Source organism: Streptomyces sp. NPDC004435, from assembly GCF_042873895.1.
Taxonomy (GTDB): Bacteria; Actinomycetota; Actinomycetes; order Streptomycetales; family Streptomycetaceae; genus Streptomyces.
Map to the genome: position 1 here is coordinate 150171 of NZ_JBIAMB010000012.1, position 21189 is coordinate 171359.

The following is a 21189-nucleotide window of genomic DNA, read 5'->3' on the forward strand; positions in this document are numbered from 1 at the left end:
GCACATGATGGGCCGCACGATCTTCATCGACCCTGGCCGCTGCATCGGCTGCCAGGCATGTGTCTCCGCCTGCCGCGAATGCGACTCGCACCGCGGCAAGTCGATGATCCATCTCGACTACCCCGACGAAGGTCACTCCGTCGCCTCCCTTCCCACCGTCTGCATGCACTGCGAGGACCCCGTCGCCCCCTGCGCCGAGGTCTGCCCCGCCGACGCGATCCTGGTGACCGCCGACGGCGTGGTGCAGCAGGCCGACACCACCCGCTGCATCGGCTGCGCCAACTGCGTCAACGCCTGCCCCTTCGGCGTGCCGAAGATCGACCTCCAGGCGAAGCTCCAGATGAAGTGCAACCTCTGCTACGACCGCACCGCCTACGGCCTCGCCCCCATGTGCGCCACCGTCTGCCCCACCGGCGCCCTCTTCTACGGCACCCTCGAAGAGCTCCGCGCCGAACGCCCCGGCGTCCAGGTCGCCGACTCCTTCACCTTCGGCAGCACCACCGTGACCACCGGCGTGGCGATGGTCGTGCCCGCCGACAAGGTCCAGTGGCCCGTCCCCGGCGGTCTGCCCGTCGTCGAGATCAATGGAGTGGACGTGAGCGAAGCGAACGCGAACCAGGGCGGCGGACGGGGGGAGGGCGTCCGATGAGCGTCACCGACCCGCAGCCGCCCGCGCCGGAGGCCGGCGCCGACGCGGCCCAGGAGGCGCTGCACGACCGGATCGCGGCCGACTCCCTCACCACCCGGCGCGACTACCTGAGGATCGTCGCCACCGTCTCCGGCGGGCTCGCCGTCGGCGGCGTCGGCGTCGCCTCCGGCATCCTGCACCGCCACGGCGACAGCGAGGGCGCCCCCGAGCCGAAGAAGATCGCCGACCAGATCCTGCCGGGCGAGTCGCTCGCCTTCCGCTACCCGGGCGACGAGGACCGGGCCATCGCCGTCCGTATGGAGGACGGCACCCTGGCCGGCTATTCCGCGGTCTGCACCCACCTCGCCTGCGCCGTCCTGTGGCGCAGTGACCGGGGCAGCGAGGGCGAGCTGTACTGCCCCTGCCACGAGGGTGTCTTCGATGCCCGTACGGGAGCGGTCACCGCCGGCCCGCCCCCGCGCGGCCTGCCCAAGGTGATCCTGATCGAGCAGGTCGACGGCAGCGTCTGGGCGATCGGCACCGCCCGCTCCGGCGAGACGCTGGAGGAGGGTCTGTGCCGCCAGCAGGGCGACGCCCTGCGGCTCTGCCGTGAGCGGTCCGGCGCCGGCGCGCCCGCCGAGAGGAGCGCACGCACATGACGGAGAGCTCCTTTCCGCAGGACCCGGAGGTCCCGCGCCCGGCGGGCACCCCGCCCCCGCCGGCCCCGCCGCCCTCGTACCGTCCGGGCAGCGCGCAGCCGCGGCTGAACCGGCCGGTGCGCGAGCGCTATCCGCAGATCCGCCCCACCAGCGGGTACGGCGACCCGCGGATCCGGCACACCGGACCGGGCCCCGGTGCGGGCACGGAACAGGAACCGGAGCGCTCCTCGAAGCTGTCGGCGCGGCTGGCGCTGGCGCTCACGGTGGTGATCGGCCAGCTGTGGGGGCTGACGATCGTGGTGGACGAGTGGATGTCGGGCGACACCGGCACCGCGTGGTGGGGCGCGGGCTTCCTCGTCCTGTCGTTCCTGGTGGTCCTCGGCCTGTGGGCGCTGGATCCGAAGGACCGCTGATCAGGCGGGTCCGGGGCGGGGCGGCGGGCGTACTCTGAAAGCATGAGCACCGCCCCCGCCCACGGACCGCGAGGCGCGAAGCCGAACGGCATTCGGCCGAATTCCGAGAACCCTCCGAAGCCGGTGATCGTCTTCGACGATCCGCTGGACGCGCAGTCCGCGGACGACACGGACCGCGGGTGGGGCGAGCGGCCTCCGGCCGGCGGCAGCGCCGCCGACCTCGCGCGCTTCCTCGACGAGAAGCCGCCGCACCACCTCTGACGCCGGAGCGTCCCTCCGGTCAGGAGGTGGAGTGCGTGCCCGTGCTGCTGCCGGAGCCGCGCTGCGCGATCAGGTGGTCGCGGATCTCCTTGAGCACCTCCAGCTCGCTGACTTCCATGGTCTCCTGGACGCCCTCCTTCGCCTTGTCGTGCGCGGCGCGCTTGGCGAGGACCTTGGCCATCGGCAGGACCATCAGGAAGTAGACGACGGCCGCGGTGATGATGAAGCTGAGGATGGCGCTCAGCACCAGGCCCCACTGGAGCTGGATGCCCTGCATCTCGCCGTTGACCATCTGGCACGGGTCCTTGATGCAGCTCGCGTAGCTCTCCAGGTCCTTCGTGCCGAAGGCGCCCACGATGGGGTTGATGATGCCCTTGACCACCGAGTTCACGATGTTCGTGAACGCGGCACCGATGACGACCGCCACCGCCAGGTCGATCACGTTTCCGCGCATGAGGAAGGCCTTGAAGCCCGCCATCACGCTTTCCTTCTTCTCGGCCACCAAGGTGCCTTTCTTCGGATGTGCTGCTGTTTGCGCTGTGTGCGCAGCCATTAGGCCGTGAAGCGCGCAGAGCCGTCCAATCCGTACACACGGGACGGTGACTTGACAGCCAATCAGTGCGAATCAGCACAGTGTCACCGCCAGTTGGGACGTGACACCGGCACCTGCCAGCGCTGTCGCGGTCGCCCGGGGCACGGCCAGGACGATCAGCGCCCCTCCGTCCGGACGAGTCTCGCCCGAGTGCGGGACTTCGGCCACCCGGGCGGACCGCGCCACGACCCTCACCGAGCTGTCGCCCTCGCCGGGCGCGGAGTTGACGGAGGGCGCGGCGATGACGTCCACGCGGTCACCGGTACGCAGGAGCCGTACGGCCTCCGCGTCCGCGATCCGCACGGGAGCGGAGACGAGCCGGACGGGAGCGGTCGAGGGGACGGCTGCGGGGGAGCGGGCCGCGGGGGCGGAGGCGGGGCGTGGTCCTGGGTCGTACCGGCCGGGTGTTCCGCCCGGCAGCGCGGCGGTCAGGGTCAGTGCGGCGGCGGTCAGGAGGAGGAGTGCGCCGGGCGCCCGGCGCAGCCGGGGCCGGAACCGGCCGCCGCGGACCCGCAGCGGGGCGAACGCCGGCACCTCGCACGGAGCGGGGACGGGGGTGGATGCGGGAGTGGATGTGAGGGGAGCGAGGGTGGGGACAGTGGTGTGCGTCGTGTTCATGCGGCCACTGTCCCGCTCGTCCTCCGATCCCGCTCCGGGCTGTGGACAGTCCACGATCTGTGGACAACTCGGCCACCCGTGCGAGGGGTTTGACGGGTTCTACGGCAGTTCGATGCCGAGGTTCCATCCATCGTGGGCATGAGTGCAGAGACAGTCGCGGTCCGCCGTGGCCGGGAGGGCGCCGATCGCGTCGAAGAGGACGTCGCGGAGCCGGCCGATGTTCTCGCCGAAGACGCGCAGGACCTCGGTGTGGGAGACGCCCTCGCCGGTCTCGGTGCCCGCGTCGAGGTCGGTGACGAGGGTGAGGGAGGTGTAGCAGAGGCCGAGTTCGCGGGCGAGGACGGCTTCGGGGTGGCCGGTCATGCCGACGACGGACCAGCCGTTGGCGGCGTGCCAGCGGGATTCGGCGCGGCTGGAGAAGCGGGGGCCCTCGACGACGACGAGGGTGCCGCCGTCGACGGCCTGCCAGTCGCGGCCGCGGGCGGCCTTGACGGCGGTCTGGCGTCCGTCGGGGCAGTAGGGGTCGGCGAAGGAGATGTGGACGACGCGGGGGACGGTGCCGTCGGGGAGGGGTTCGCCGTCGAAGTAGGTCTGGGCGCGGCTCTTCGTCCGGTCGACGAGCTGGTCGGGGACGAGGAGGGTGCCGGGGCCGTACTCGGGGCGCAGTCCGCCGACGGCGCAGGGGCCGAGGACCTGGCGGACGCCGACGGAGCGGAGGGCCCAGAGGTTGGCGCGGTAGTTGATCCGGTGCGGGGGGATGCGGTGGCCGCGTCCGTGGCGGGGGAGGAAGGCGACTCGGCGACCGGCCACCTCGCCGAGGAAGAGGGAATCGCTGGGGTCGCCGTAGGGCGTGGTGACGGGGACCTCGCGGACGTCGTCGAGGAAGGAGTAGAAGCCGGACCCGCCGATCACGCCGATCTCGGCGTAGTCGTCGGGGGAGGGGCCGCCGGGCAGCGGAGTTCCGTCGAGAGGGAGATCGAGGGGAAGGGAGTCACCAGGAGTCGTCGCCATACCGTCACCCTACGCAGCCGCCGGGCGGGCACCCCAGCCCCTTCCCGCATGCCCGCACGCGGGACTCCGCGTCGCCCGCGCAGTCGCTCCCCGCGACGCCGCGCACGCCGCTCCGCGCGACGCCGCGCACGCCGCTCCGCGCGACGCCCGCAAGCGCCGCGCACCCCGCCCGCACCCGCCGCTCCACGCCCCCACACCCGCCGCTCCACTCCCCCCGCCCCCGGACATGCCGCGGCCCCGGTCCCACGTGGGTGGGGCCGGGGCCGGGGGTGGTGCGGGGTGCCTCAGGCGGCGGGGGTGGAGGACGGCGACGAGGACGTCGAGGTGGACGTCGTCGAGGCCGGCTTCGCGTCCGACGCGGTCGAGGAGGTGGACGTCGTCGAGGACGTCGAGCTCTTCGAGGCCGGGGAGCTGCTGGACGAGGCGCCGCGGCTGTCGTTCCGGTAGAAGCCGGAGCCCTTGAAGACGATGCCGACGGCGGAGAACACCTTCTTGAGGCGGCCGTGGCAGGCGGGGCACTCGGTCAGTGCGTCATCCGTGAACTTCTGGACCGCCTCAAGGCCCTCGCCGCACTCGGTGCACTGGTACTGGTAGGTCGGCACTAGTCTTCCTCCTGGCACTCACACTCATCGAGTGCTAACGACGTTCCATAGTGACGTATTCCGCGGGTTCAGTCCACCGTCACCGGCACGCGGTGACCGACACCACGTGTCGCGGCCCGTGCCGTGGCCTGTGCCGTGACCCGTGCCGCGACCCGGCTCGCCTCGCGCGGCTTGAGCCTTCCGCGCAGGGCGACGAGCGTGACGAAGGCGAGCGCGGTTCCGGCGGCCGGGACGAGGAATCCGGCGGTGGAGCCGTGGGCGTCGGCGAGGCGGCCGGCGACCGTGACGGCCAGCGCCTGGCCGAGGGCGACGGCGCCGGTGAGCCAGGTGAAGGCCTCGGTGCGGGCCGAGGCCGGGATCAGGGTCTCGACGATGGTGTAGCCGGTGATCAGGGCCGGGGCGATGCAGAGGCCGACGACGAGGCCGAGGGCGGCGAGCAGCACCACGGAGTCCGCGGTCCACAGCAGGGTGGCGGCGAGGGTGAGGCCGGTGTAGCCGAGGATCAGGCGGCGGCGGGGGCCGGTCTTCCAGGCGATGGCGCCCATGGCGATGCCGGCGAGCATGTTGCCGGCCGCGAAGACGCCGTAGAGCAGGCCGTTGGCGCCGGGGTTGCCGATCTCCTCGCTGAAGGCGGTGAGCGAGACCTGCATGCCGCCGAAGACGGCGCCGATGCCGAGGAAGGCGACGATCAGGACGCGGACGCCGGGGACGGAGAGCGCGGAGCGGTGCGGTTCGGCGCCGGTGTGCCCGGCGGCGGCGAGGAGGCCGTACGCGGGCTGGGTGGCGCGCTGGGCGGCGAAGAAGAGGCCGCCGAAGAGGGTGAGGGCGGCTTCGGTGATCAGACCGGCGGCCGGGTGGACGCCGGTGCACAGGGCGGTGGCGAGGACCGGGCCGACGACGAAGGTGAACTCGTCGGTGACGGACTCGAAGGCCGCCGCGGTCGGCATCAGCGGGGTGCCGTCGAGCTTGGCCGCCCACCGGGCCCGGACCATGGGGCCGACCTGCGGGACGGACGCGCCGGCGGGCACGGCGGCGAGGAACAGCGCCCACAGCGGGGCGCCGGCCAGCGCCAGCACCACGAGGAGCGTGACGGCCGCGGAGTGGACGAGGACGCCCGGGACGAGGACGGCCCGCTGGCCGAAGCGGTCGGCGAGCTTGCCGCTCTGCGGGGCGAAGATCGCCATGGAGACACCGGTGACGGCGGCGACGGCGCCGGCGCTGCCGTAGGAACCGGTGGTGTGCTGGACGAGCAGGACGATGCCGATGGTCAGCATCGCGAAGGGCTGCCGTGCGGCGAACCCGGGGATCAGGAAGGAGAGCGCACCGGGGGTGCGCAGCAGCTGCCCGTAGCCGGGCCGCTTCTCGGAGACGACCGTGGACGCCACGGTCCTGGCCTTTCTGCCGCCTGGTAGCGCGCGGGCACGGTGGTGCCGGTCTCGCCGAGAGCTGTCCTCTTGCGCGGAACTGCGGTAGATACCGGGAGGGCCCCCACTGCGGGAGGGTGCACCGCGGCCGCCATACGGTCGCGCCAGCTCTGCGTCAGGCAGAGTTGGTTCGATCAAGTGTGCCTTCATGGTACAGGGAGGAGCGCCCTCCCGCCTGTGATTCCACAGGGGAGAACGCTCCTGACCCCGAAATAATGTCGGCGATTAGCGTTGGATCAAGGATTTGTTCGCTTGTTCTTCCCCGTCACCGACGCCGGCCGGTGGAAGCGGGTCGCGGTCGTCGTGACCGCCTTCCGCCCGTCCCCGGTCCCGAGCCAGCCGGCGAGCTTGCCGCCCTGGCCGACCGCGCGCAGCCGGCGCTCGGTGGCGTCGCGCACCGGGTCGGTGGCGACGACGAGGAGTTCGTCACCTCGCCGCAGCACGGTCGCCGGACCCGGTACGAAGCTGGTGTCCTCCCGTACGACGAGGGTGACGGCGGCGCCGGTGGGCAGCCGCAGCTCGGCGACCTCGACGCCGTGCATCCGGGAGCCCTCGGGGATGGCGACCGAGAGCAGGTGGCCGCGGAGCCGTTCCAGCGGGGCGGACTCGACGCCGAGGTCGGCGGCGCCGGAGGAGTCGCCGAGCTTCAGGGCCTTCGCCAGGTAGGGGAGGGTCGGGCCCTGGACGAGGGTGTAGACGACGACCAGGACGAAGACGATGTTGAAGATCCGCTCGCTGCCCTCGATCTGCCCCACCATCGGGATGGTGGCGAGGATGATGGGGACGGCTCCGCGCAGGCCGGCCCAGGACATGAGGGCCTGCTCCTGCCAGGGGATGCGGAAGGGCGCCAGGCTGACCAGGACCTCCATGGGGCGGGCCACCATGGTGAGGACGAGGCCGATGACGACGGCCGGCCAGAAGTCGCCCGCGAGCTCGTGCGGGGTGACGAGCAGGCCGAGCAGGACGAACATGCCGATCTGGGCGATCCAGCCGAGTCCCTCGGCGAAACCGCGGTTGGCGGGGGCGTGCGGCAGCTTGGCGTTGCCGAGGACCATCGAGGCCAGGTAGACGGCGAGGAAGCCGGAGCCGTGGGCGATCGCGCCGGCCGCGTAGGCGGTGACGGCGATGGCCATGACGGCGATCGGGTAGAGGCCGGAGGCGGGCAGGGCGACGTGGCGGAGCCCGTACGCGCCGACGAAGCCGACGGCGAGGCCGACGGCGGCGCCGATGGCGAGCTCCAGGGCGATCTTCCCGACGAGCAGGTACCACTCGTCGACGGGGCCCGCGGCCGAGAAGGCGACGACGAGGATGACGACCGGGGCGTCGTTGAAGCCGGACTCGGCCTCCAGCACACCGGTGACCCGGGACGGCAGCGGCACCTTGCGCAGGACGGAGAAGACGGCGGCGGCGTCGGTGGAGGAGACGACCGCGCCGATGATCAGCGCCTGCCGCCACTCCAGGCCGACGAGGTAGTGGGCGCCGGCGGCGGTGATGCCGACGGAGACGGCGACGCCGAGGGTGGAGAGGACGACCGCGGCCGGCAGGGCCGGCTTGATCTCCTTCCACTTCGTGCCGAGACCGCCCTCGGCGAGGATGACGACGAGGGCCGCGTATCCGATGACCTGGGTGAGTTCGGCGTTGTCGAAGGCGACGTTGCCGATGCCGTCCTGCCCGATGGCGACGCCGATGCCGAGGTACAGCAGCAGGCTGGGGAGCCCGCTCCGGGACGAGATCCGGACGGCGGCGACCGCGATCAGCAGCACGAGTGAGCTGATCAGCAGGAGTTCGTTGAGCTCGTGGACAGTCAGTGCGCCGTTCCTTCCCCTCGCACGCGCCGGATCGTTCCTCCACCGCGGGTACTTCGTTACCTTACCTAATCTTTAACGCTTTCTTGACGCCTTCTTTGCGTTCCGCCGTTCTGGGATGCGGTCATCAGTGCGGTTCCTCCCTGACACCGAGTCCAGGGCGCTCAGGCGCTGCGCCTAAGGTTGCTCCCGTACTCCAGGACCACCCTGCCCCTCGAAGGACAGCGATGCCCTCCAACACGACCGCGCCCCCCGCCAAGAAGAAAGGCAGGCGCGCCCGCCTGATCGTCCTGCTCCTGGTCCTTGCGCTGGTCGGGGCCGTCGCCTTCGGCGGCTGGTGGGGAGTGGGCACCGTCCGGGCCTCGTTCCCGCAGACCACCGGCGAGGTCCGGATCGACGCGCTCTCCGGCGACGTCGAGGTCAAGCGCGATGCCAACGGCATCCCGCAGATCTACGCGGACAACGAGACCGACCTCTTCCGCGCCCAGGGCTACGTCCAGGCGCAGGACCGCTTCTACGAGATGGACGTCCGCCGGCACATGACCGCCGGCCGGCTCTCCGAGATGTTCGGCGAGGGCCAGGTCGAGACCGACGCCTTCCTGCGCACCCTCGGCTGGCGCCAGACCGCGCAGCAGGAGTACGACAAGATCCTGACCCCGGAGACGAAGAAGTACCTCCAGGCGTACGCGGAAGGCGTCAACGCCTACCTGAAGGACCGGCAGCCGAAGGACGTCTCCGTCGAGTACGCGGCCCTCGCCTTCACCAACGACTACACCATCGAGCCGTGGACCCCGGTCGACTCGGTCGCCTGGCTCAAGGCCATGGCCTGGGACCTGCGCGGCAACATGCAGGACGAGATCGACCGCTCCCTGCTCACCAGCCGGCTGACCCCGGCCCAGATCAAGCAGCTCTACCCGGAGTACCCGTACGACCTGCACCAGCCGATCCTGGACCGCGGCACGGTCGACCCGGTGACGAAGAAGTTCGACCCGAAGGCCGGCAAGGACCAGGAGTCCGGCGACGGCACGGGCCCGGGCGACGGCTCCGGCGGCGCGAGCGCCCAGCTCGCCGCCCTCTCCGGCCTCTCCGACGTCCTCGACGAGGTCCCCGCGCTGCTCGGCCCCAACGGCAACGGCATCGGCTCCAACTCCTGGGTCGTCTCCGGGGACCTCACCACCTCCGGCAAGCCGCTGCTCGCCAACGACCCGCACCTCGCGCCGATGCTGCCGTCCCTCTGGTACCAGATGGGCCTGCACTGCCGCTCCGTCTCGGCCACCTGCCGCTACGACGTCGCCGGCTACACCTTCTCCGGCATGCCCGGCGTGATCATCGGCCACAACGACTCCATCGCCTGGGGCCTCACCAACCTCGGCGCCGACGTCACCGACCTCTACCTGGAGAAGGTCAGCCCCGAGGGGTACCTCGTCGACGGCAAGGTCAAGCCCTTCGACACCCGCGAGGAGACCATCAAGGTCGCCGGCGGCGACGACCGGACGATCACCGTCCGCTCCACCGACCACGGCCCGCTCGTCTCCGACCGCTCCTCCGAACTGGAGAAGGTCGGCCAGAAGGCCCCCGTCGGCAACGCCGCCCCCGACCGCGCCGAGGGCTACGGCGTCTCCCTCCAGTGGACCGCCCTCCAGCCCGGCAAGTCGATGGACGCGATCTTCGCGCTCAACCGCGCCCAGGACTTCGAGCAGTTCCGGGCCGCCGCGAAGAACTTCGAGGTCCCCTCGCAGAACCTCGTCTACGCCGACACCAAGGGCAACATCGGCTACCAGTCCCCGGGCAAGATCCCGCGCCGCGCCACCGGCGACGGCACCCTGCCCGCCCCCGGCTGGGACTCCCGCTACCGCTGGACCGGGTACATCCCCTTCGAGCAGCTGCCGTACGAGTACAACCCCGACCGCGGCTACATCGTCACCGCCAACCAGGCCGTGATCTCGCCGGAGCAGTACCCCGAACTGCTCACGAAGGACTGGGGCTACGGCTCCCGCAGCCAGCGGATCAACGACCTCATCGAGTCGAAGACCAAGGACGGCGGCAAGATCTCGCCGGACGACATGCGGACCATGCAGACCGACAACCGCAGCGAGATCGCCGCCCTGCTCAACCCGCTGCTGCTCAAGGTCGACATCTCCGACCCCTACGTCCGCGAGGCGCAGAAGCTCCTGGAGGGCTGGGACTACACCCAGGAGCCCGACTCGGCCGCCGCCGCCTACTTCAACGCGGTCTGGCGCAACGTCCTGAAGCTGTCCTTCGGCGACAAGCTGCCCAAGGAGGTGCGCGCCGAGGGCGACTGCATCAACGTGCGCCCGGTCGACGGCACCGGCCCGGTCGACGAGCAGAACAAGCTGGTCCGCGAGTGCGGCGAGCGCGACGCCGACTCGGCCCAGCCGGACGGCGGCGACCGCTGGTACGAGGTGGTCCGCCCGCTCCTCAAGCAGGACAAGAGCGAGTGGTGGAAGACCTCCGCCACCCGCACCGACCCGGCCACCGAGACCCGCGACCAGCTGCTCGCCCGGGCCATGAAGGACGCCCGCTGGGAGCTGACCGCCAAGCTCGGCAAGGACGTCTCCACCTGGAGCTGGGGCCGGCTGCACCAGCTGACCCTGAAGAACCAGACCCTCGGCACCGCCGGACCCGGCATGGTGCAGCACCTGCTCAACCGCGGCCCGTGGAATCTCGGCGGCGGCGAGGCCGCGGTCGACGCCACCGGCTGGAACGCGGCCGGCGGCTACGAGGTCATCTGGGTGCCGTCGATGCGGATGGTCGTGAACGTCGGCGACTGGGACAAGTCCCGCTGGATCAACCTGACCGGCGCCTCCGGCCACGCCTACCACGCCAACTACACGGACCAGACGGACGCCTGGGCCAGGGGCGAGCTGTACGACTGGGCCTACGGCAAGGCGGCGGTCGACGCGGCGGCGAAGGACACGCTGCTCCTCAAGCCGTAGCGGCACGGAAGCGGGTGATCCCCTCCGGGGTCACCACCGCCTGGACGGGGTGGTCGTGCGGTTCCTCCGGGACCCGCGCGACCACCTCGTCCGCGTAGAGGAGCACGACCAGGGCCGGCTCCACGCGCGCGCGTGCGAGGCGGGCGAGGACCCGGTCGTACGAGCCGCCGCCCCGCCCCAGCCGCATCCCGCGCGCGTCCACCGCGAGCCCCGGCAGCAGCACCGCGTCCGCCGCGCACACGGCGTCCGGGCCGAGCCGGGGCCCGGTCGGCTCCAGGAGGCCGCGGCCGGCCTGCGCCAGTGCCTCCCGGCCCTCGTACTCCGCCCAGTCCAGGTCGTTGTCGGACAGCAGCACCGGCAGCAGCACCCGGACCCCCCGCGCGCGCAGGACGTCGAGCAGCACGCGCGTGCCGGGCTCACGGCCGACCGAGACGTACGCGGCGACGGTGGCGGCACCCGCGAGCTCGGGCAGCTCGGCGCCGTGCCCGGCCAGTTCCCCGGCGGTGCGGGCGAGGACGTCGGGGGAGAGGGCGGCGCGGGCGTCGAGCAGCCGCCGGCGCAGCAGGGCCTTTTCGGACAAGTCCGGATTCTCTTTCTGCACAGGTGATCCCTGGAAACTCTCTTAGCGGTTCTTATGGGGAGAAAGTTAATCGGAGGCACATCTTTCTCTCATTCCCCAGCGGCTAAGGTGCCAGCATGAATGAGTCGTTCCCCCGCCCCGGCCGGATCAGCAAGGCTGTCATCCCGGCCGCCGGCCTCGGCACCCGCTTCCTGCCGGCGACGAAGGCGACGCCGAAGGAGATGCTGCCGGTCGTCGACAAGCCGGCGATCCAGTACGTCGTCGAGGAGGCCGTCGCGGCCGGGCTCTCCGACGTGCTCATGATCACAGGCCGGAACAAGCGGCCGCTGGAGGACCACTTCGACCGGAACTACGAGCTGGAGGAGGCGCTGAGCCGCAAGGGCGACGGCGAACGCCTCTCCAAGGTCCAGGAGTCGAACGACCTCGCCACGATGCACTACGTGCGCCAGGGCGCCCCCCGCGGCCTCGGCCACGCGGTGCTGTGCGCGGCCCCGCACGTCGGCGACCAGCCCTTCGCGGTCCTCCTCGGCGACGACCTGATCGATCCGCGCGACCCCCTCCTCGCGCGGATGGTCGAGATCCAGGAGCGCGAGGGCGGCAGCGTCATCGCGCTGATGGAGGTCGAGCCCTCGCAGATCCACATGTACGGCTGCGCGGCGGTCGAGGTGACCGCCGACGGCGACGTGGTGCGCGTGACGGACCTGGTGGAGAAGCCGGAACCGGCCGAGGCGCCCAGCAACTACGCGATCATCGGCCGCTATGTGCTCGACCCGGCGGTCTTCGACACGCTGCGGGAGACCGAGCCGGGCCGGGGCGGCGAGATCCAGCTGACCGACGCCCTGCAGAAGCTCGCGAGCGACGAGAAGCTGGGCGGTCCGGTGCACGGCGTCGTGTTCAAGGGCCGCCGTTATGACACCGGTGACCGCGGTGACTATCTGCGTGCCATTGTCAGACTCGCGTGCGAACGTGAAGATCTGGGACCGGACTTCCGGGCCTGGCTCCGGAGATACGTCAGCGAGGAGATGTAGGACCTTGAGCAGCGACACGGCACCGTCCCAGGACCCCCGGGAGCCCCAGGAGCAGGGCCGGGCCGGGGACCACGGCCACGGTCGGGACCACGGCCACGGTCAGGACCACGGCCATGGTCAGGACCATGGCCACGGGCCCGGCGACCCCTGCGCGGGGCCGGCCCGGGGACTCTGGTCGGTCGACGAGCACCTGGCCGACATCCTGGCGACCGTCCGCCCCCTGGACCCGATCGAGCTCCCGCTGCTCGACGCGCAGGGGTGCGTCCTGGTCGAGGACGTGACCGTGCCGGCGGCGCTGCCGCCGTTCGACAACAGCTCCATGGACGGGTACGCGGTCCGGGTCGCCGACGTCGCGGGCGCGACCGAGGAGTTCCCCGCGGTCCTCACCGTGGTCGGCGACGTCGCCGCGGGCGCCGGCGGGCTGCCGGAGGTCGGCCCCGGACAGGCCGCCCGGATCATGACCGGCGCCCCGCTGCCGCCGGGCGCCGAGGCGGTCGTCCCGGTCGAGTGGACCGACGGCGGCGCGGGCGAGGGCTCCGCCACCGGCATGCGGGCCGCCAGCACCGCCCCGGAGGGCGCCGCGGGCGAGGTGCGGGTGCACCGCGCGGCGGAGGCCGGCGCGCACGTCCGGCGGGCCGGCGGCGACGTGCGGGCCGGAGAGCTCGCCCTCGCCGCCGGCACGGTCCTCGGTCCGCCCCAGCTCGGCCTGCTCGCCGCGATCGGCCGGGGCACGGTCACCGTCCGCCCCCGCCCGCGCGTGGTCGTCCTCTCCACCGGCAGCGAACTGGTCCAGCCCGGCGAGGAACTGGGCCCCGGTCAGATCCACGACTCCAACAGCTTCGCGCTCGCCGCCGCCGCCCGGGACGCGGGCGCCCTGGCCTACCGCGTCGGCGCGGTCGCCGACGAGGCCGAGTCGCTCCGCGCCACCATCGAGGACCAGCTGATCCGGGCCGACCTCCTCGTCACCACCGGCGGCGTCAGCGTCGGCGCCTACGACGTGGTCAAGGAGGCGCTGAGCGCCGACGGGCAGGTCGACTTCCGCAAGCTGGCCATGCAGCCGGGCAAGCCGCAGGGCTTCGGCGCGATCGGCCCCGAGCAGATCCCCCTCCTCGCCCTGCCGGGCAACCCCGTCTCCTCCTACGTCTCCTTCGAGCTCTTCGTCCGCCCCGCGATCCGCGCCCTGATGGGCCTCGACGACCTGCACCGCCCGGTCGTCCGCGCCACCCTGAAGGCCGACGCCCCGCTCACCTCCCCGGCCGGCCGCCGGCAGTACCTCCGGGGGACGTACGACGCCGAGTCCGGCACCGTCACTCCCGTGGGCGGTGCCGGCTCCCATCTGATCGCCGCCCTCGCCCTCGCGGACTGCCTGCTCGTGGTCCCGGAGGACCGCACCGCGGCCGATCCGGGCGAGGAGCTGGACGTGGTCCTCCTCGGCTGAGGAGGCGCGGGCGGGGGTACGGTGTGTCGTCCCACACAGCGACCGGGAGTGTCACGGCGATGAGCACGCAGCAAGGTCTCACCCACATCGACGAGGCGGGCGCCGCCCGCATGGTCGACGTATCGGCGAAGGACGTCACGTCCCGCACGGCGCGCGCCAGCGGGCGGGTGCTCGTCTCGCCGCGCGTGATCGAGCTGCTGCGCGGCGAGGGCGTGCCGAAGGGCGACGCCCTGGCCACCGCGCGGATCGCCGGGATCATGGGAGCGAAGAAGACCCCCGACCTCATCCCGCTCTGCCACCCGCTGGCCGTCTCCGGGGTCACGCTGGACCTCACCGTGGCGGACGACGCCGTGGAGATCCTGGCGACCGTGAAGACCACCGACCGCACGGGCGTCGAGATGGAGGCGCTGACCGCCGTCTCGGTGGCCGCGCTGACGGTGGTGGACATGATCAAGGCGGTCGACAAGGGCGCGGTCATCTCCGACGTACGGGTGGAGGAGAAGACCGGCGGCAAGTCGGGGCACTGGACCCGGGACGACGCGTGACGGGCGACGGCCGGGCCGCGGGCGCGCACGACGCCCACGGCGGCGCGCTCACCACGCCGTACGCGGCGCTCGTCGTGACGGCCTCCAACCGGGCCTCCGCCGGGGTCTACGCCGACAAGGGCGGGCCGCTGATCGCCGCGGGGCTGCGCGCGATGGGCTTCGCCGTCGACGGGCCGCAGGTCGTGCCGGACGGGGCGCCCGTCGAGGCGGCCCTCCGCGCCGGGATCGCCGCCGGGTACGACGTGATCCTGACGACCGGCGGCACCGGCGTCTCGCCGACCGACGAGACGCCCGAGGTCACCGCCCGGCTCCTCGAACGGCAGATCCCGGGCATCCCGGAGGCGATCCGGGCGTACGGCCGGGAGAAGGTGCCGACGGCGGCGCTCTCGCGCGGACTCGCCGGCGTCGCGGGCACCACGCTGATCGTGAACCTGCCGGGCTCGACCGGCGGGGTACGGGACGGGCTCGCCGTCCTGGAGCCGCTGCTGCGCCACGCGGTGGACCAGATCCGCGGCGGCGACCACCCGAGACCGGCGGAAGCGGGCCCGGACTCATGACCACGGCCTGGCCGGCCGTCCTCGTCGACGGAGACGTGCTGCTCCGTCCGATAAGGATGCGCGACCAGCGGGAGTGGCGGGAGGTGAACCGCCGCAACCGCGACTGGCTGCGCCCCTGGGAGGCGACGGTGCCTCCGCCCGCGCCCGGCATGCCGCCCGCGCAGCGCCCCACGTACCGTCAGATGGTCCGCCATCTGCGGGCGGAGGCGAACGCCGGGCGGATGCTGCCGTTCGTCATCGAGTACCGGGGGCGGATGGCCGGGCAGTTGACGGTGGCCGGGATCACCTGGGGCTCGATGTGCTCGGGGCACGTGGGCTACTGGGTGGACCGCGAGGTCGCCGGGCGCGGGGTGATGCCGACGGCGGTCGCGCTCGCGACCGACCACTGCTTCCGGACGGTGGGGCTGCACCGCATGGAGGTGTGCATCCGGCCGGAGAACGGCCCTTCGCGCCGGGTGGCGGAGAAACTCGGTTTCCGGGAAGAGGGCGTGCGGCCGCGATATCTGCACATCGACGGCGCCTGGCGGGACCATCTGGTGTTCGCGCTGACGGCGGAGGAGATCCCGGAGGGTCTGCTCGCCCGCTGGCACCGCATCCGGCGCAGGGACGCGGCCTGAGGGCCCGCCCGGATCCCCACCCCCATCGAAATTCATATAACTGTTCGAATTCCAGCGGCATATGAACACCGATCGATCTGAACAATCACAAAAAAGTTCAGTGATATCAGCCAGATCGTGCGACACACCGGGCCAATTGGCCGATGCCCCGTCTCGAACCCCTCTACCGTGTGAGGCGTGAGCAGCAGCGGCCTCATCTACGCAGTCATCGTCGGGGCCTGGGCCGCCTACTTGGTGCCGATGTGGCTCCGCAGGCAGGACGAGCTGAACGAAGCCCGTCCGACGGAACGCTTCAGCACCGCCATCCGGCTGCTGTCCGGACGGGCGGGCATGGAGCGCCGGTACGCCAAGGAGCTGCGCGAGCGGGACCGTACGGCCCTGGACGTGGTTCCCGACGTGGACCCGGACGCGGCGACCGAGCATCTCAGCTCGGTCGACGTCCGGGCCTTCGCCGCGCCTCCGGCCAGGACCGAGGCGCGCCTCGAACTCCCCGGACCCGAGCGCGAGCCCGAGCCCGGACCGGCTCCCGCCCCGGCGCCCCGGCAGCCTTCGGCGGCCGCCGGCGGTGCCGCCGAGCGGGCCCGCCGCGGCAAGGCCCTGGCGCGCCGCCGGCGCACCACGATCGTGCTCTTCTCGGCCTTCACCCTCGGAGCCGTGGTCGCCGCCGTCGGCGGCGTCGCCTTCCTGTGGGCGCCGGCCGTCCCCGCGGTGCTGCTCAGCGCGTACATCGTCCACCTGCGCGGACAGGAGCGCCGCCGCTTCGTCTACGTGATGGACCGGCGCCGCGCCGAGGCCGCCGCCGCCCGGCTCCGCGAGAGCCGCCGCGCAGCCGCGCCCACGCCCGAGCCGGAGCCCACCCCCGCGCCGCCGGTCTCCCCTCAGGAGGCCGACCGGCGCGCGCTGGTCGAGCAGACCGACCACGCCGAGTGGGTGGACCAGCAGCGCGAGCGCGGCCCGGCCCGCGGCGACAGCTGGGACCCGGTGCCGGTGCCGCTGCCCACGTACGTCACCGCGCCGGTCGCCCCGCGCGCCTCCCACGGCGTGGACGTCACCGACCCGGAGACCTGGAGCGCCGCCCGCTCCTCCACCGCCGAGCAGCCGCCCGCCGCCTCGCCGGCCCCGCGCCGCCGCCCGGCCCCGCCGCGCCGCGGCCAGGACCACGGCCGGACCCCGCTCTTCGACCAGTACGCGGACGAGGACCGCCCCCGCGCCGCCAACGAATGACGGCGCCCCGGCGGGTCCTCTCCTGACCTGCGGTGAAAGCGATTTTTCTTCTCGCCGACCGGGATGCTAATGTTTCACACGTCGCAGGGGCCTGTGGCGCAGTCCGGTAGCGCACCTCGTTCGCATCGAGGGGGTCAGGGGTTCGAATCCCCTCAGGTCCACAAGTGACAAGATCCCGGTCAGTCGGTTCGACTGACCGGGATCTTCGTTTTCCCCGCACATGCTCAGGGCGCCGGGTCCCGCCGTCCGCAGGAGGGGACGCGACGGGGGCCCGGACCGTCTCCGCGGTCCGGGCCCCCTCACCTGCCGGTCGACTCAGAAGAGCAGGTTGTACATGTTCCAGCCGCCGCCGACCCTGACGCGGGCCGGGAACGGGCGGCTCGCGGTGCCGGTGCCCTGGTAGTACCAGAGGACGCCGGCGGAGTCGCGGGCCACGAGGTCGGCCCGGCCGTCCGAGTTCAGATCGCCGGGCGAGACCAGGGAGGTGTACACGCCCCAGCCGCCGCCGACCCGGTGGGGGGCGCCGAAGGCGCCCTTGCCGTTGCCGGGGTAGAGCCACAGCACGCCGGCCTTGTCGCGGGCGATCAGGTCGGGCCTGCCGTCACCGCTGAGGTCGGTCCCGCCGGCCAGCGCGTTCATGACGTTCCAGCCGCCGCCGATACGGGTCTTGGCGGCGAACGGAGCCGTCTTCACGCCGGTGCCCCGGTACAGCCACAGCACGCCGGCCTTGTCGCGGGCGACCAGATCGGCCTTGCCGTCGCCGGTCAGGTCGCCCGCGCCGGCCAGCGCGTTGAAGACGTTCCAGCCGCCGCCGACCTTCCGGCGGGCCTGGAAGAGTCCGCCGTCCCCGGAGGGCGCCAGGAACCAGAGCACACCGCCGCGGTCGCGGGCCACGGCGCCGGGGCCGGTGCTCTGCACGGTCAGCGGACCGAGGCGGGTGAGGGCCGAGTAGCCGTTCCAGTCGGTCGTGCCGCCGACCAGATCGCTGTACTTGAAGATCTGCGGGCTGCGGCCGGAGCCCTGGTTGAAGTAGAGGTCGCCGCTCGGCGTGCGGCCGGTGAGCTGGTAGCGCGCGGTGACCGGGATCGTGCCGGCGACGCCGAAGTCGGCCGCCTTCTCCGGGTTCCCGGTGCCGAAGTCGTACACCTCGTAGACGCCGGTGGTGCGCAGCCGCCAGGCGGGGGCGGTCGCGGCGGCCTTCAGGGTGTAGCTGACCGTGTAGTCGCCGGGCTTGCCGATCTCGCAGCGGATGTCGCCGCCCCAGCCGATCTCGCCGAGCGAGTGGTCGCACGCGGCACCGGCGGCACCGCCCGCGTCCACGCCGGTGACCTGGACCTTCAGCTCACCCTCGTCCCAGCGCCGCTGGCCGGGCGCGGGGGACAGGCCGAGGACGAGCTTGCCCGCGTCGACCGCGTGCAGCTTCACGGTGTGCTTGACCGTGCCGCCGGCCGGGAGGGCCGGGACGGTGAAGGCCATGGTGTTCTTGGCCACGTGGGCGCGGGTCTTCACGGTGATCGTGGAGTGCGCCCTGCGGGTGCCGATCGGCTTGGTGGCGGCGGTCTGCGCCTCCTTGATGCCGGCGTCGACGCTGGAGCCGCGCGGCACGTAGACCAGCGAGTAGTACGCGGTCGTGTTGTCCGCCGCGGTGCTCGTCGCCTCGACCTCGGGCGCGGGGAAGCCGGCCGACCGGAGGTCGCAGAGGTAGACGCCGGCCTTGCCGCTCTTCGGCTTGCAGTCGCCGGTCGGGTCGACCTTCAGGCCCGCGGGGGCGCCGCCGCCCGACCAGCCGGCGTCTGTCAGCGGCTTCTTGCTGATGGCGTAGACGAAGGTGCCGTCCGGCTCCCCCGTGTGCTGGCCGCCGCTGCCGGACGGCGACAGCCAGGTGTAGCCCTCGCCCGGCATGAGGACCCGGGCGTCGACGGGGTCGAAGTAGTACGTCGGGTCGCCGGCCGCCATGGCCGTCCCCGCCCCGCCGACGATGCCGCCGGTGGCGAGCAGCGTCGCCGCCACTCCGGCGCTGAGAAACGTGCGCTTGCGCAAGTAGGTGCCCCCCTCGGGCGTTTGTTCGGTCGGCGGACGCTAGCACGCCGGGCCGACGGTCCCAGGGGGGGAGGGAGCCAGGGCGGGTCAGGTCAGGTCAGCGGCTTGGCGAAGCAGCGGCTGCTCTCGTGGTGCCGGTAGTGGCCGAACTTGGCGCACGGCTCGTAGCCGCTGGAGGCGTAGAGGGCGATGGCCTCGGGCTGGGCCGTGCCGGTCTCCAGGACCATGCGGGTCCGGCCGGCGGCACGGGCGTCGTCCTCCAGGAGGGCGAGGAGGCGGCGGGCCAGGCCCAGGCCGCGCGCCTCGGGGACGACGTACATCCGCTTCAGCTCGGCGTCGCCGTCCGCGTAGCCCTCCTCGTTCTCGTCCTGGCGGCGCCAGGCGCCGCTCGCGACCGGCCGGTCGGCGGAGTCGTACGCGAGGAGGTAGAGGCCCCGCGGCGGGACGAACATGGCGGGGTCGAGCGGTGTGGCGTCGCCCTCGCTGTCGTAGCGGACGGCGTACTCGGCCTGCACCGCGTCCTGCAGTTTCACGGCGTCGGGGTGGTCGTACGGGGTCGGCTGGATGCGCATGCCGGCCATCGTACGTGTGAGCGAAGAGCCGGGTGTCGGTATTCTCCCGGGATGTTCACTGTCACGAGCGCGAACGTCAACGGTCTCCGTGCCGCCGCCAAGAAGGGCTTCGTCGAGTGGCTGGCGGAGACCTCCGCCGACGCCGTATGCCTCCAGGAGGTGCGCGCCGAGGAGGCCCAGCTGCCCGCCGAGGTGCGGACCCCCGAGGGCTGGTTCACCTTCCACGCGCCCGCCGCCGCCAAGGGCCGCGCGGGCGTCTCCCTGTACCTCCGCCGCGAGCCCGACGCCGTCCGCGTCGGCTTCGGCTCCGCGGAGTTCGACGGCTCCGGCCGCTACATCGAGGCCGACCTGCCCGGCGTCACCGTCGCCAGCCTCTACCTCCCCTCCGGCGAGGCGGAGACCGAGAAGCAGGACGAGAAGTACCGCTTCATGGGCGAGTTCCTGCCCTACCTCAAGGAGCTGCGGGTCCGCGCCGCCGCCGACGGGCGCGAGGTCGTCGTCTGCGGCGACTGGAACATCGCCCACCGCGAGGCCGACCTCAAGAACTGGAAGGCCAACCGCAAGAGCGCCGGCTTCCTCCCCGAGGAGCGCGAGTGGCTCACCCGCGTCCTGGAGGAGACCGACGGCGGCTACGTCGACGTCGTCCGCGCCCTCCACCCCGACCAGGAGGGCCCCTACTCCTGGTGGTCCTACCGGGGCCGGGCCTTCGACAATGATTCGGGATGGAGGATCGACTACCAGATGACCACCCCGGGGCTGGCCGAGAAGGCGGTCAAGGCGTACGTGGAGCGGGCCGCCACCCACGCCGAGCGGTGGAGCGACCACGCGCCCGTGACCGCCGTCTACGCGCTCTAGGTGCACTCGGGCCGGGGGCCGTCAGGCCGTCAGGCCCGTCAGGCCCGTCAGGCCCGTCTGTCGCGGAGGCGGCGGTCGAGGGCCATGGAGAGTTCGGCCTCCACGACGCTCTTGGCCAGCGGGCGGAGGCGCTGGACGTCGGCCTCCTCGGTGTGGCCGGTCAGCATCTCGGCGAAGAGGCCGGCGAGCGCCTCGGCGTGTTCGCGGACGCGGGCGCCGGCCTTCAGGACCTCGGCGAGCGGCACGCCCTCGCGGACGAGGGCGGCGGAGACGTCGAGGAGGCGGCGGCTGACGTGGATGATGTCCTCGCCGTCGGTGGCGAGGTAGCCGAGGTCGAGGGCGGCGGCGAGGTTCTCCGGTGTGACCTCGCCGGCGAAGCGGTCGGCCAGCTCCTCGGGGGTGAGCCGGACCGGCTCCTCCTCGGTCGGGGGGCCCAGCTCCAGGACCTCGCCGACGTCGCGGCCGGACTCGAAGGCGGTGGTCAGGTCGGCGATGCCGGTGAGGGTGTGGCCCCGTTCGAGCAGGGCGGCGATGGTGCGGAGCCGGGCCAGGTGGCTCTCGTCGTACCAGGCGATCCGGCCCTCGCGGCGGGGCGGCGGGATCAGCCCGCGCTCCCGGTAGAACCGCAGGGTCCGCACGGTGATCCCGGCCGCCTCGGCCAGCTCGGCCACGCGGTACTCGTGCGGGGGCTCCTGGGCCTCCGCGGGCACCGCCCGTTCTCCTGATCGTTCCGCCACGCCCGCCAGCCTATGTTGTACCGCCG

General features: G+C 72.7%; 22 protein-coding genes and 1 tRNA gene. 13 read left to right on the plus strand and 10 right to left on the minus strand.

Translation table 11 applies throughout. From position 1 onward, the window contains the following. Positions 1 to 4 precede the first annotated feature (4 nt). The 4 genes from ACFYT9_RS22645 to ACFYT9_RS22660 are packed head-to-tail and all read left to right on the plus strand — an operon-like array spanning position 5 to position 1961. The gene (locus ACFYT9_RS22645) at positions 5 to 649 is read left to right on the plus strand and encodes a 4Fe-4S dicluster domain-containing protein (RefSeq protein WP_376597811.1); all 645 of its coding nucleotides are present in this window, start codon (positions 5 to 7) and stop codon (positions 647 to 649) included. Then, complete coding sequence (locus ACFYT9_RS22650) at positions 646 to 1287, plus strand: ubiquinol-cytochrome c reductase iron-sulfur subunit (protein ID WP_387277228.1); 642 nt, start codon at positions 646 to 648, stop codon at positions 1285 to 1287. Before ACFYT9_RS22645 ends, ACFYT9_RS22650 begins: the two co-directional genes overlap by 4 nt. Beyond that, on the plus strand, positions 1284 to 1700 hold the full coding sequence (locus ACFYT9_RS22655; RefSeq protein WP_389166540.1) for a hypothetical protein: 417 nt from the start codon (positions 1284 to 1286) through the stop codon (positions 1698 to 1700). Before ACFYT9_RS22650 ends, ACFYT9_RS22655 begins: the two co-directional genes overlap by 4 nt. Before the next feature lie 42 nt (positions 1701 to 1742). Next, positions 1743 to 1961 carry a hypothetical protein gene (locus ACFYT9_RS22660; RefSeq protein WP_389166542.1) on the plus strand — a complete coding sequence of 73 codons (219 nt, stop codon included), beginning with the start codon at positions 1743 to 1745 and terminating at the stop codon, positions 1959 to 1961. 19 nt (positions 1962 to 1980) lie between these two features. Here ACFYT9_RS22660 and mscL read toward each other — a convergent pair whose 3' ends face one another. The 6 genes from mscL to ACFYT9_RS22690 form a co-directional block, all read right to left on the minus strand. Then, entirely contained in the window at positions 1981 to 2514 is a 534-nt protein-coding gene (mscL, locus tag ACFYT9_RS22665) for a large conductance mechanosensitive channel protein MscL (protein ID WP_376597804.1), read from the minus strand. Positions 2515 to 2586: 72 nt separating this feature from the next. Next, complete coding sequence (locus tag ACFYT9_RS22670) at positions 2587 to 3171, minus strand: hypothetical protein (RefSeq protein ID WP_389166544.1); 585 nt, start codon at positions 3169 to 3171, stop codon at positions 2587 to 2589. A 99-nt stretch (positions 3172 to 3270) separates the two neighbouring features. Further along, positions 3271 to 4182 carry an S-methyl-5'-thioadenosine phosphorylase gene (locus ACFYT9_RS22675; protein ID WP_389166546.1) on the minus strand — a complete coding sequence of 304 codons (912 nt, stop codon included), beginning with the start codon at positions 4180 to 4182 and terminating at the stop codon, positions 3271 to 3273. 284 nt (positions 4183 to 4466) lie between these two features. Further along, complete coding sequence (locus tag ACFYT9_RS22680; protein WP_376597800.1) at positions 4467 to 4784, minus strand: FmdB family zinc ribbon protein; 318 nt, start codon at positions 4782 to 4784, stop codon at positions 4467 to 4469. 68 nt (positions 4785 to 4852) lie between these two features. Then, positions 4853 to 6169, minus strand: a complete 1317-nt coding sequence (locus ACFYT9_RS22685) for an MFS transporter (RefSeq protein ID WP_389166549.1) — start codon at positions 6167 to 6169, stop codon at positions 4853 to 4855. A 275-nt stretch (positions 6170 to 6444) separates the two neighbouring features. Further along, a complete protein-coding gene (locus tag ACFYT9_RS22690; RefSeq protein ID WP_387277217.1) occupies positions 6445 to 7971 on the minus strand; it encodes a potassium/proton antiporter in 1527 nt (508 codons plus the stop codon). Between the two features lie 269 nt (positions 7972 to 8240). Between ACFYT9_RS22690 and ACFYT9_RS22695 the strand changes: the two genes are divergently transcribed. Then, positions 8241 to 10970 carry a penicillin acylase family protein gene (locus tag ACFYT9_RS22695; protein WP_389166553.1) on the plus strand — a complete coding sequence of 910 codons (2730 nt, stop codon included), beginning with the start codon at positions 8241 to 8243 and terminating at the stop codon, positions 10968 to 10970. Here ACFYT9_RS22695 and ACFYT9_RS22700 read toward each other — a convergent pair. Next, complete coding sequence (locus ACFYT9_RS22700; protein WP_389166555.1) at positions 10960 to 11550, minus strand: 5-formyltetrahydrofolate cyclo-ligase; 591 nt, start codon at positions 11548 to 11550, stop codon at positions 10960 to 10962. The two genes, ACFYT9_RS22695 and ACFYT9_RS22700, sit on opposite strands and share 11 nt — an antisense overlap. Positions 11551 to 11666: 116 nt before the next feature. Here ACFYT9_RS22700 and galU point away from each other — a divergent pair, with 116 nt between their 5' ends. From galU to ACFYT9_RS22735, 7 genes are all read left to right on the plus strand, one after another. Further along, on the plus strand, positions 11667 to 12578 hold the full coding sequence (gene galU / locus ACFYT9_RS22705; protein WP_389166558.1) for a UTP--glucose-1-phosphate uridylyltransferase GalU: 912 nt from the start codon (positions 11667 to 11669) through the stop codon (positions 12576 to 12578). A 190-nt stretch (positions 12579 to 12768) separates the two neighbouring features. Continuing rightward, complete coding sequence (glp, locus tag ACFYT9_RS22710) at positions 12769 to 14016, plus strand: gephyrin-like molybdotransferase Glp (RefSeq protein WP_389166763.1); 1248 nt, start codon at positions 12769 to 12771, stop codon at positions 14014 to 14016. Between the two features lie 59 nt (positions 14017 to 14075). Next, the gene (moaC, locus tag ACFYT9_RS22715; RefSeq protein ID WP_376597788.1) at positions 14076 to 14561 is read left to right on the plus strand and encodes a cyclic pyranopterin monophosphate synthase MoaC; all 486 of its coding nucleotides are present in this window, start codon (positions 14076 to 14078) and stop codon (positions 14559 to 14561) included. Further along, positions 14558 to 15118, plus strand: coding sequence for a molybdenum cofactor biosynthesis protein B (locus ACFYT9_RS22720; protein ID WP_376597787.1), 561 nt, complete (start codon positions 14558 to 14560; stop codon positions 15116 to 15118). The genes moaC and ACFYT9_RS22720 overlap by 4 nt, the downstream gene beginning before the upstream one ends. Next, complete coding sequence (locus tag ACFYT9_RS22725) at positions 15115 to 15735, plus strand: GNAT family N-acetyltransferase (protein ID WP_376597786.1); 621 nt, start codon at positions 15115 to 15117, stop codon at positions 15733 to 15735. The genes ACFYT9_RS22720 and ACFYT9_RS22725 overlap by 4 nt, the downstream gene beginning before the upstream one ends. Before the next feature lie 177 nt (positions 15736 to 15912). Then, positions 15913 to 16959: a gephyrin-like molybdotransferase receptor GlpR gene (gene glpR, locus ACFYT9_RS22730; RefSeq protein ID WP_387277206.1), complete on the plus strand. Its 1047-nt coding sequence runs from the start codon at positions 15913 to 15915 to the stop codon at positions 16957 to 16959. Between the two features lie 87 nt (positions 16960 to 17046). Beyond that, positions 17047 to 17120: transfer RNA gene (locus ACFYT9_RS22735), tRNA-Ala, on the plus strand. 154 nt (positions 17121 to 17274) lie between these two features. Here the strand turns inward: ACFYT9_RS22735 and ACFYT9_RS22740 are convergent. After that, entirely contained in the window at positions 17275 to 18999 is a 1725-nt protein-coding gene (locus ACFYT9_RS22740) for an FG-GAP repeat domain-containing protein (RefSeq protein ID WP_389166562.1), read from the minus strand. A 92-nt stretch (positions 19000 to 19091) separates the two neighbouring features. Next, on the minus strand, positions 19092 to 19571 hold the full coding sequence (locus ACFYT9_RS22745; RefSeq protein ID WP_376603271.1) for a GNAT family N-acetyltransferase: 480 nt from the start codon (positions 19569 to 19571) through the stop codon (positions 19092 to 19094). 51 nt (positions 19572 to 19622) lie between these two features. Here ACFYT9_RS22745 and xth point away from each other — a divergent pair, with 51 nt between their 5' ends. Beyond that, on the plus strand, positions 19623 to 20426 hold the full coding sequence (gene xth, locus ACFYT9_RS22750; protein WP_387277202.1) for an exodeoxyribonuclease III: 804 nt from the start codon (positions 19623 to 19625) through the stop codon (positions 20424 to 20426). A 47-nt stretch (positions 20427 to 20473) separates the two neighbouring features. Here xth and ACFYT9_RS22755 read toward each other — a convergent pair whose 3' ends face one another. Further along, positions 20474 to 21163, minus strand: a complete 690-nt coding sequence (locus ACFYT9_RS22755) for a MerR family transcriptional regulator (protein WP_389166567.1) — start codon at positions 21161 to 21163, stop codon at positions 20474 to 20476. Between the last annotated feature and the right edge of the window lie 26 nt (positions 21164 to 21189).

What these genes read in the sequence shown, in the direction of transcription:
- ACFYT9_RS22645 (WP_376597811.1), top strand. Translation starts at nt 5, where the DNA reads ATGATGGGCCGCACGATCTTCATCGACCCTGGCCGCTGCATCGGCTGC.
- ACFYT9_RS22650 (WP_387277228.1), top strand. Translation starts at nt 646, where the DNA reads ATGAGCGTCACCGACCCGCAGCCGCCCGCGCCGGAGGCCGGCGCCGAC.
- ACFYT9_RS22655 (WP_389166540.1), top strand. Translation starts at nt 1,284, where the DNA reads ATGACGGAGAGCTCCTTTCCGCAGGACCCGGAGGTCCCGCGCCCGGCG.
- ACFYT9_RS22660 (WP_389166542.1), top strand. Translation starts at nt 1,743, where the DNA reads ATGAGCACCGCCCCCGCCCACGGACCGCGAGGCGCGAAGCCGAACGGC.
- mscL (WP_376597804.1), bottom strand. Translation starts at nt 2,514, where the DNA reads ATGGCTGCGCACACAGCGCAAACAGCAGCACATCCGAAGAAAGGCACC.
- ACFYT9_RS22670 (WP_389166544.1), bottom strand. Translation starts at nt 3,171, where the DNA reads ATGAACACGACGCACACCACTGTCCCCACCCTCGCTCCCCTCACATCC.
- ACFYT9_RS22675 (WP_389166546.1), bottom strand. Translation starts at nt 4,182, where the DNA reads ATGGCGACGACTCCTGGTGACTCCCTTCCCCTCGATCTCCCTCTCGAC.
- ACFYT9_RS22695 (WP_389166553.1), top strand. Translation starts at nt 8,241, where the DNA reads ATGCCCTCCAACACGACCGCGCCCCCCGCCAAGAAGAAAGGCAGGCGC.
- galU (WP_389166558.1), top strand. Translation starts at nt 11,667, where the DNA reads ATGAATGAGTCGTTCCCCCGCCCCGGCCGGATCAGCAAGGCTGTCATC.
- moaC (WP_376597788.1), top strand. Translation starts at nt 14,076, where the DNA reads ATGAGCACGCAGCAAGGTCTCACCCACATCGACGAGGCGGGCGCCGCC.
- ACFYT9_RS22725 (WP_376597786.1), top strand. Translation starts at nt 15,115, where the DNA reads ATGACCACGGCCTGGCCGGCCGTCCTCGTCGACGGAGACGTGCTGCTC.
- ACFYT9_RS22745 (WP_376603271.1), bottom strand. Translation starts at nt 19,571, where the DNA reads ATGCGCATCCAGCCGACCCCGTACGACCACCCCGACGCCGTGAAACTG.
- xth (WP_387277202.1), top strand. Translation starts at nt 19,623, where the DNA reads ATGTTCACTGTCACGAGCGCGAACGTCAACGGTCTCCGTGCCGCCGCC.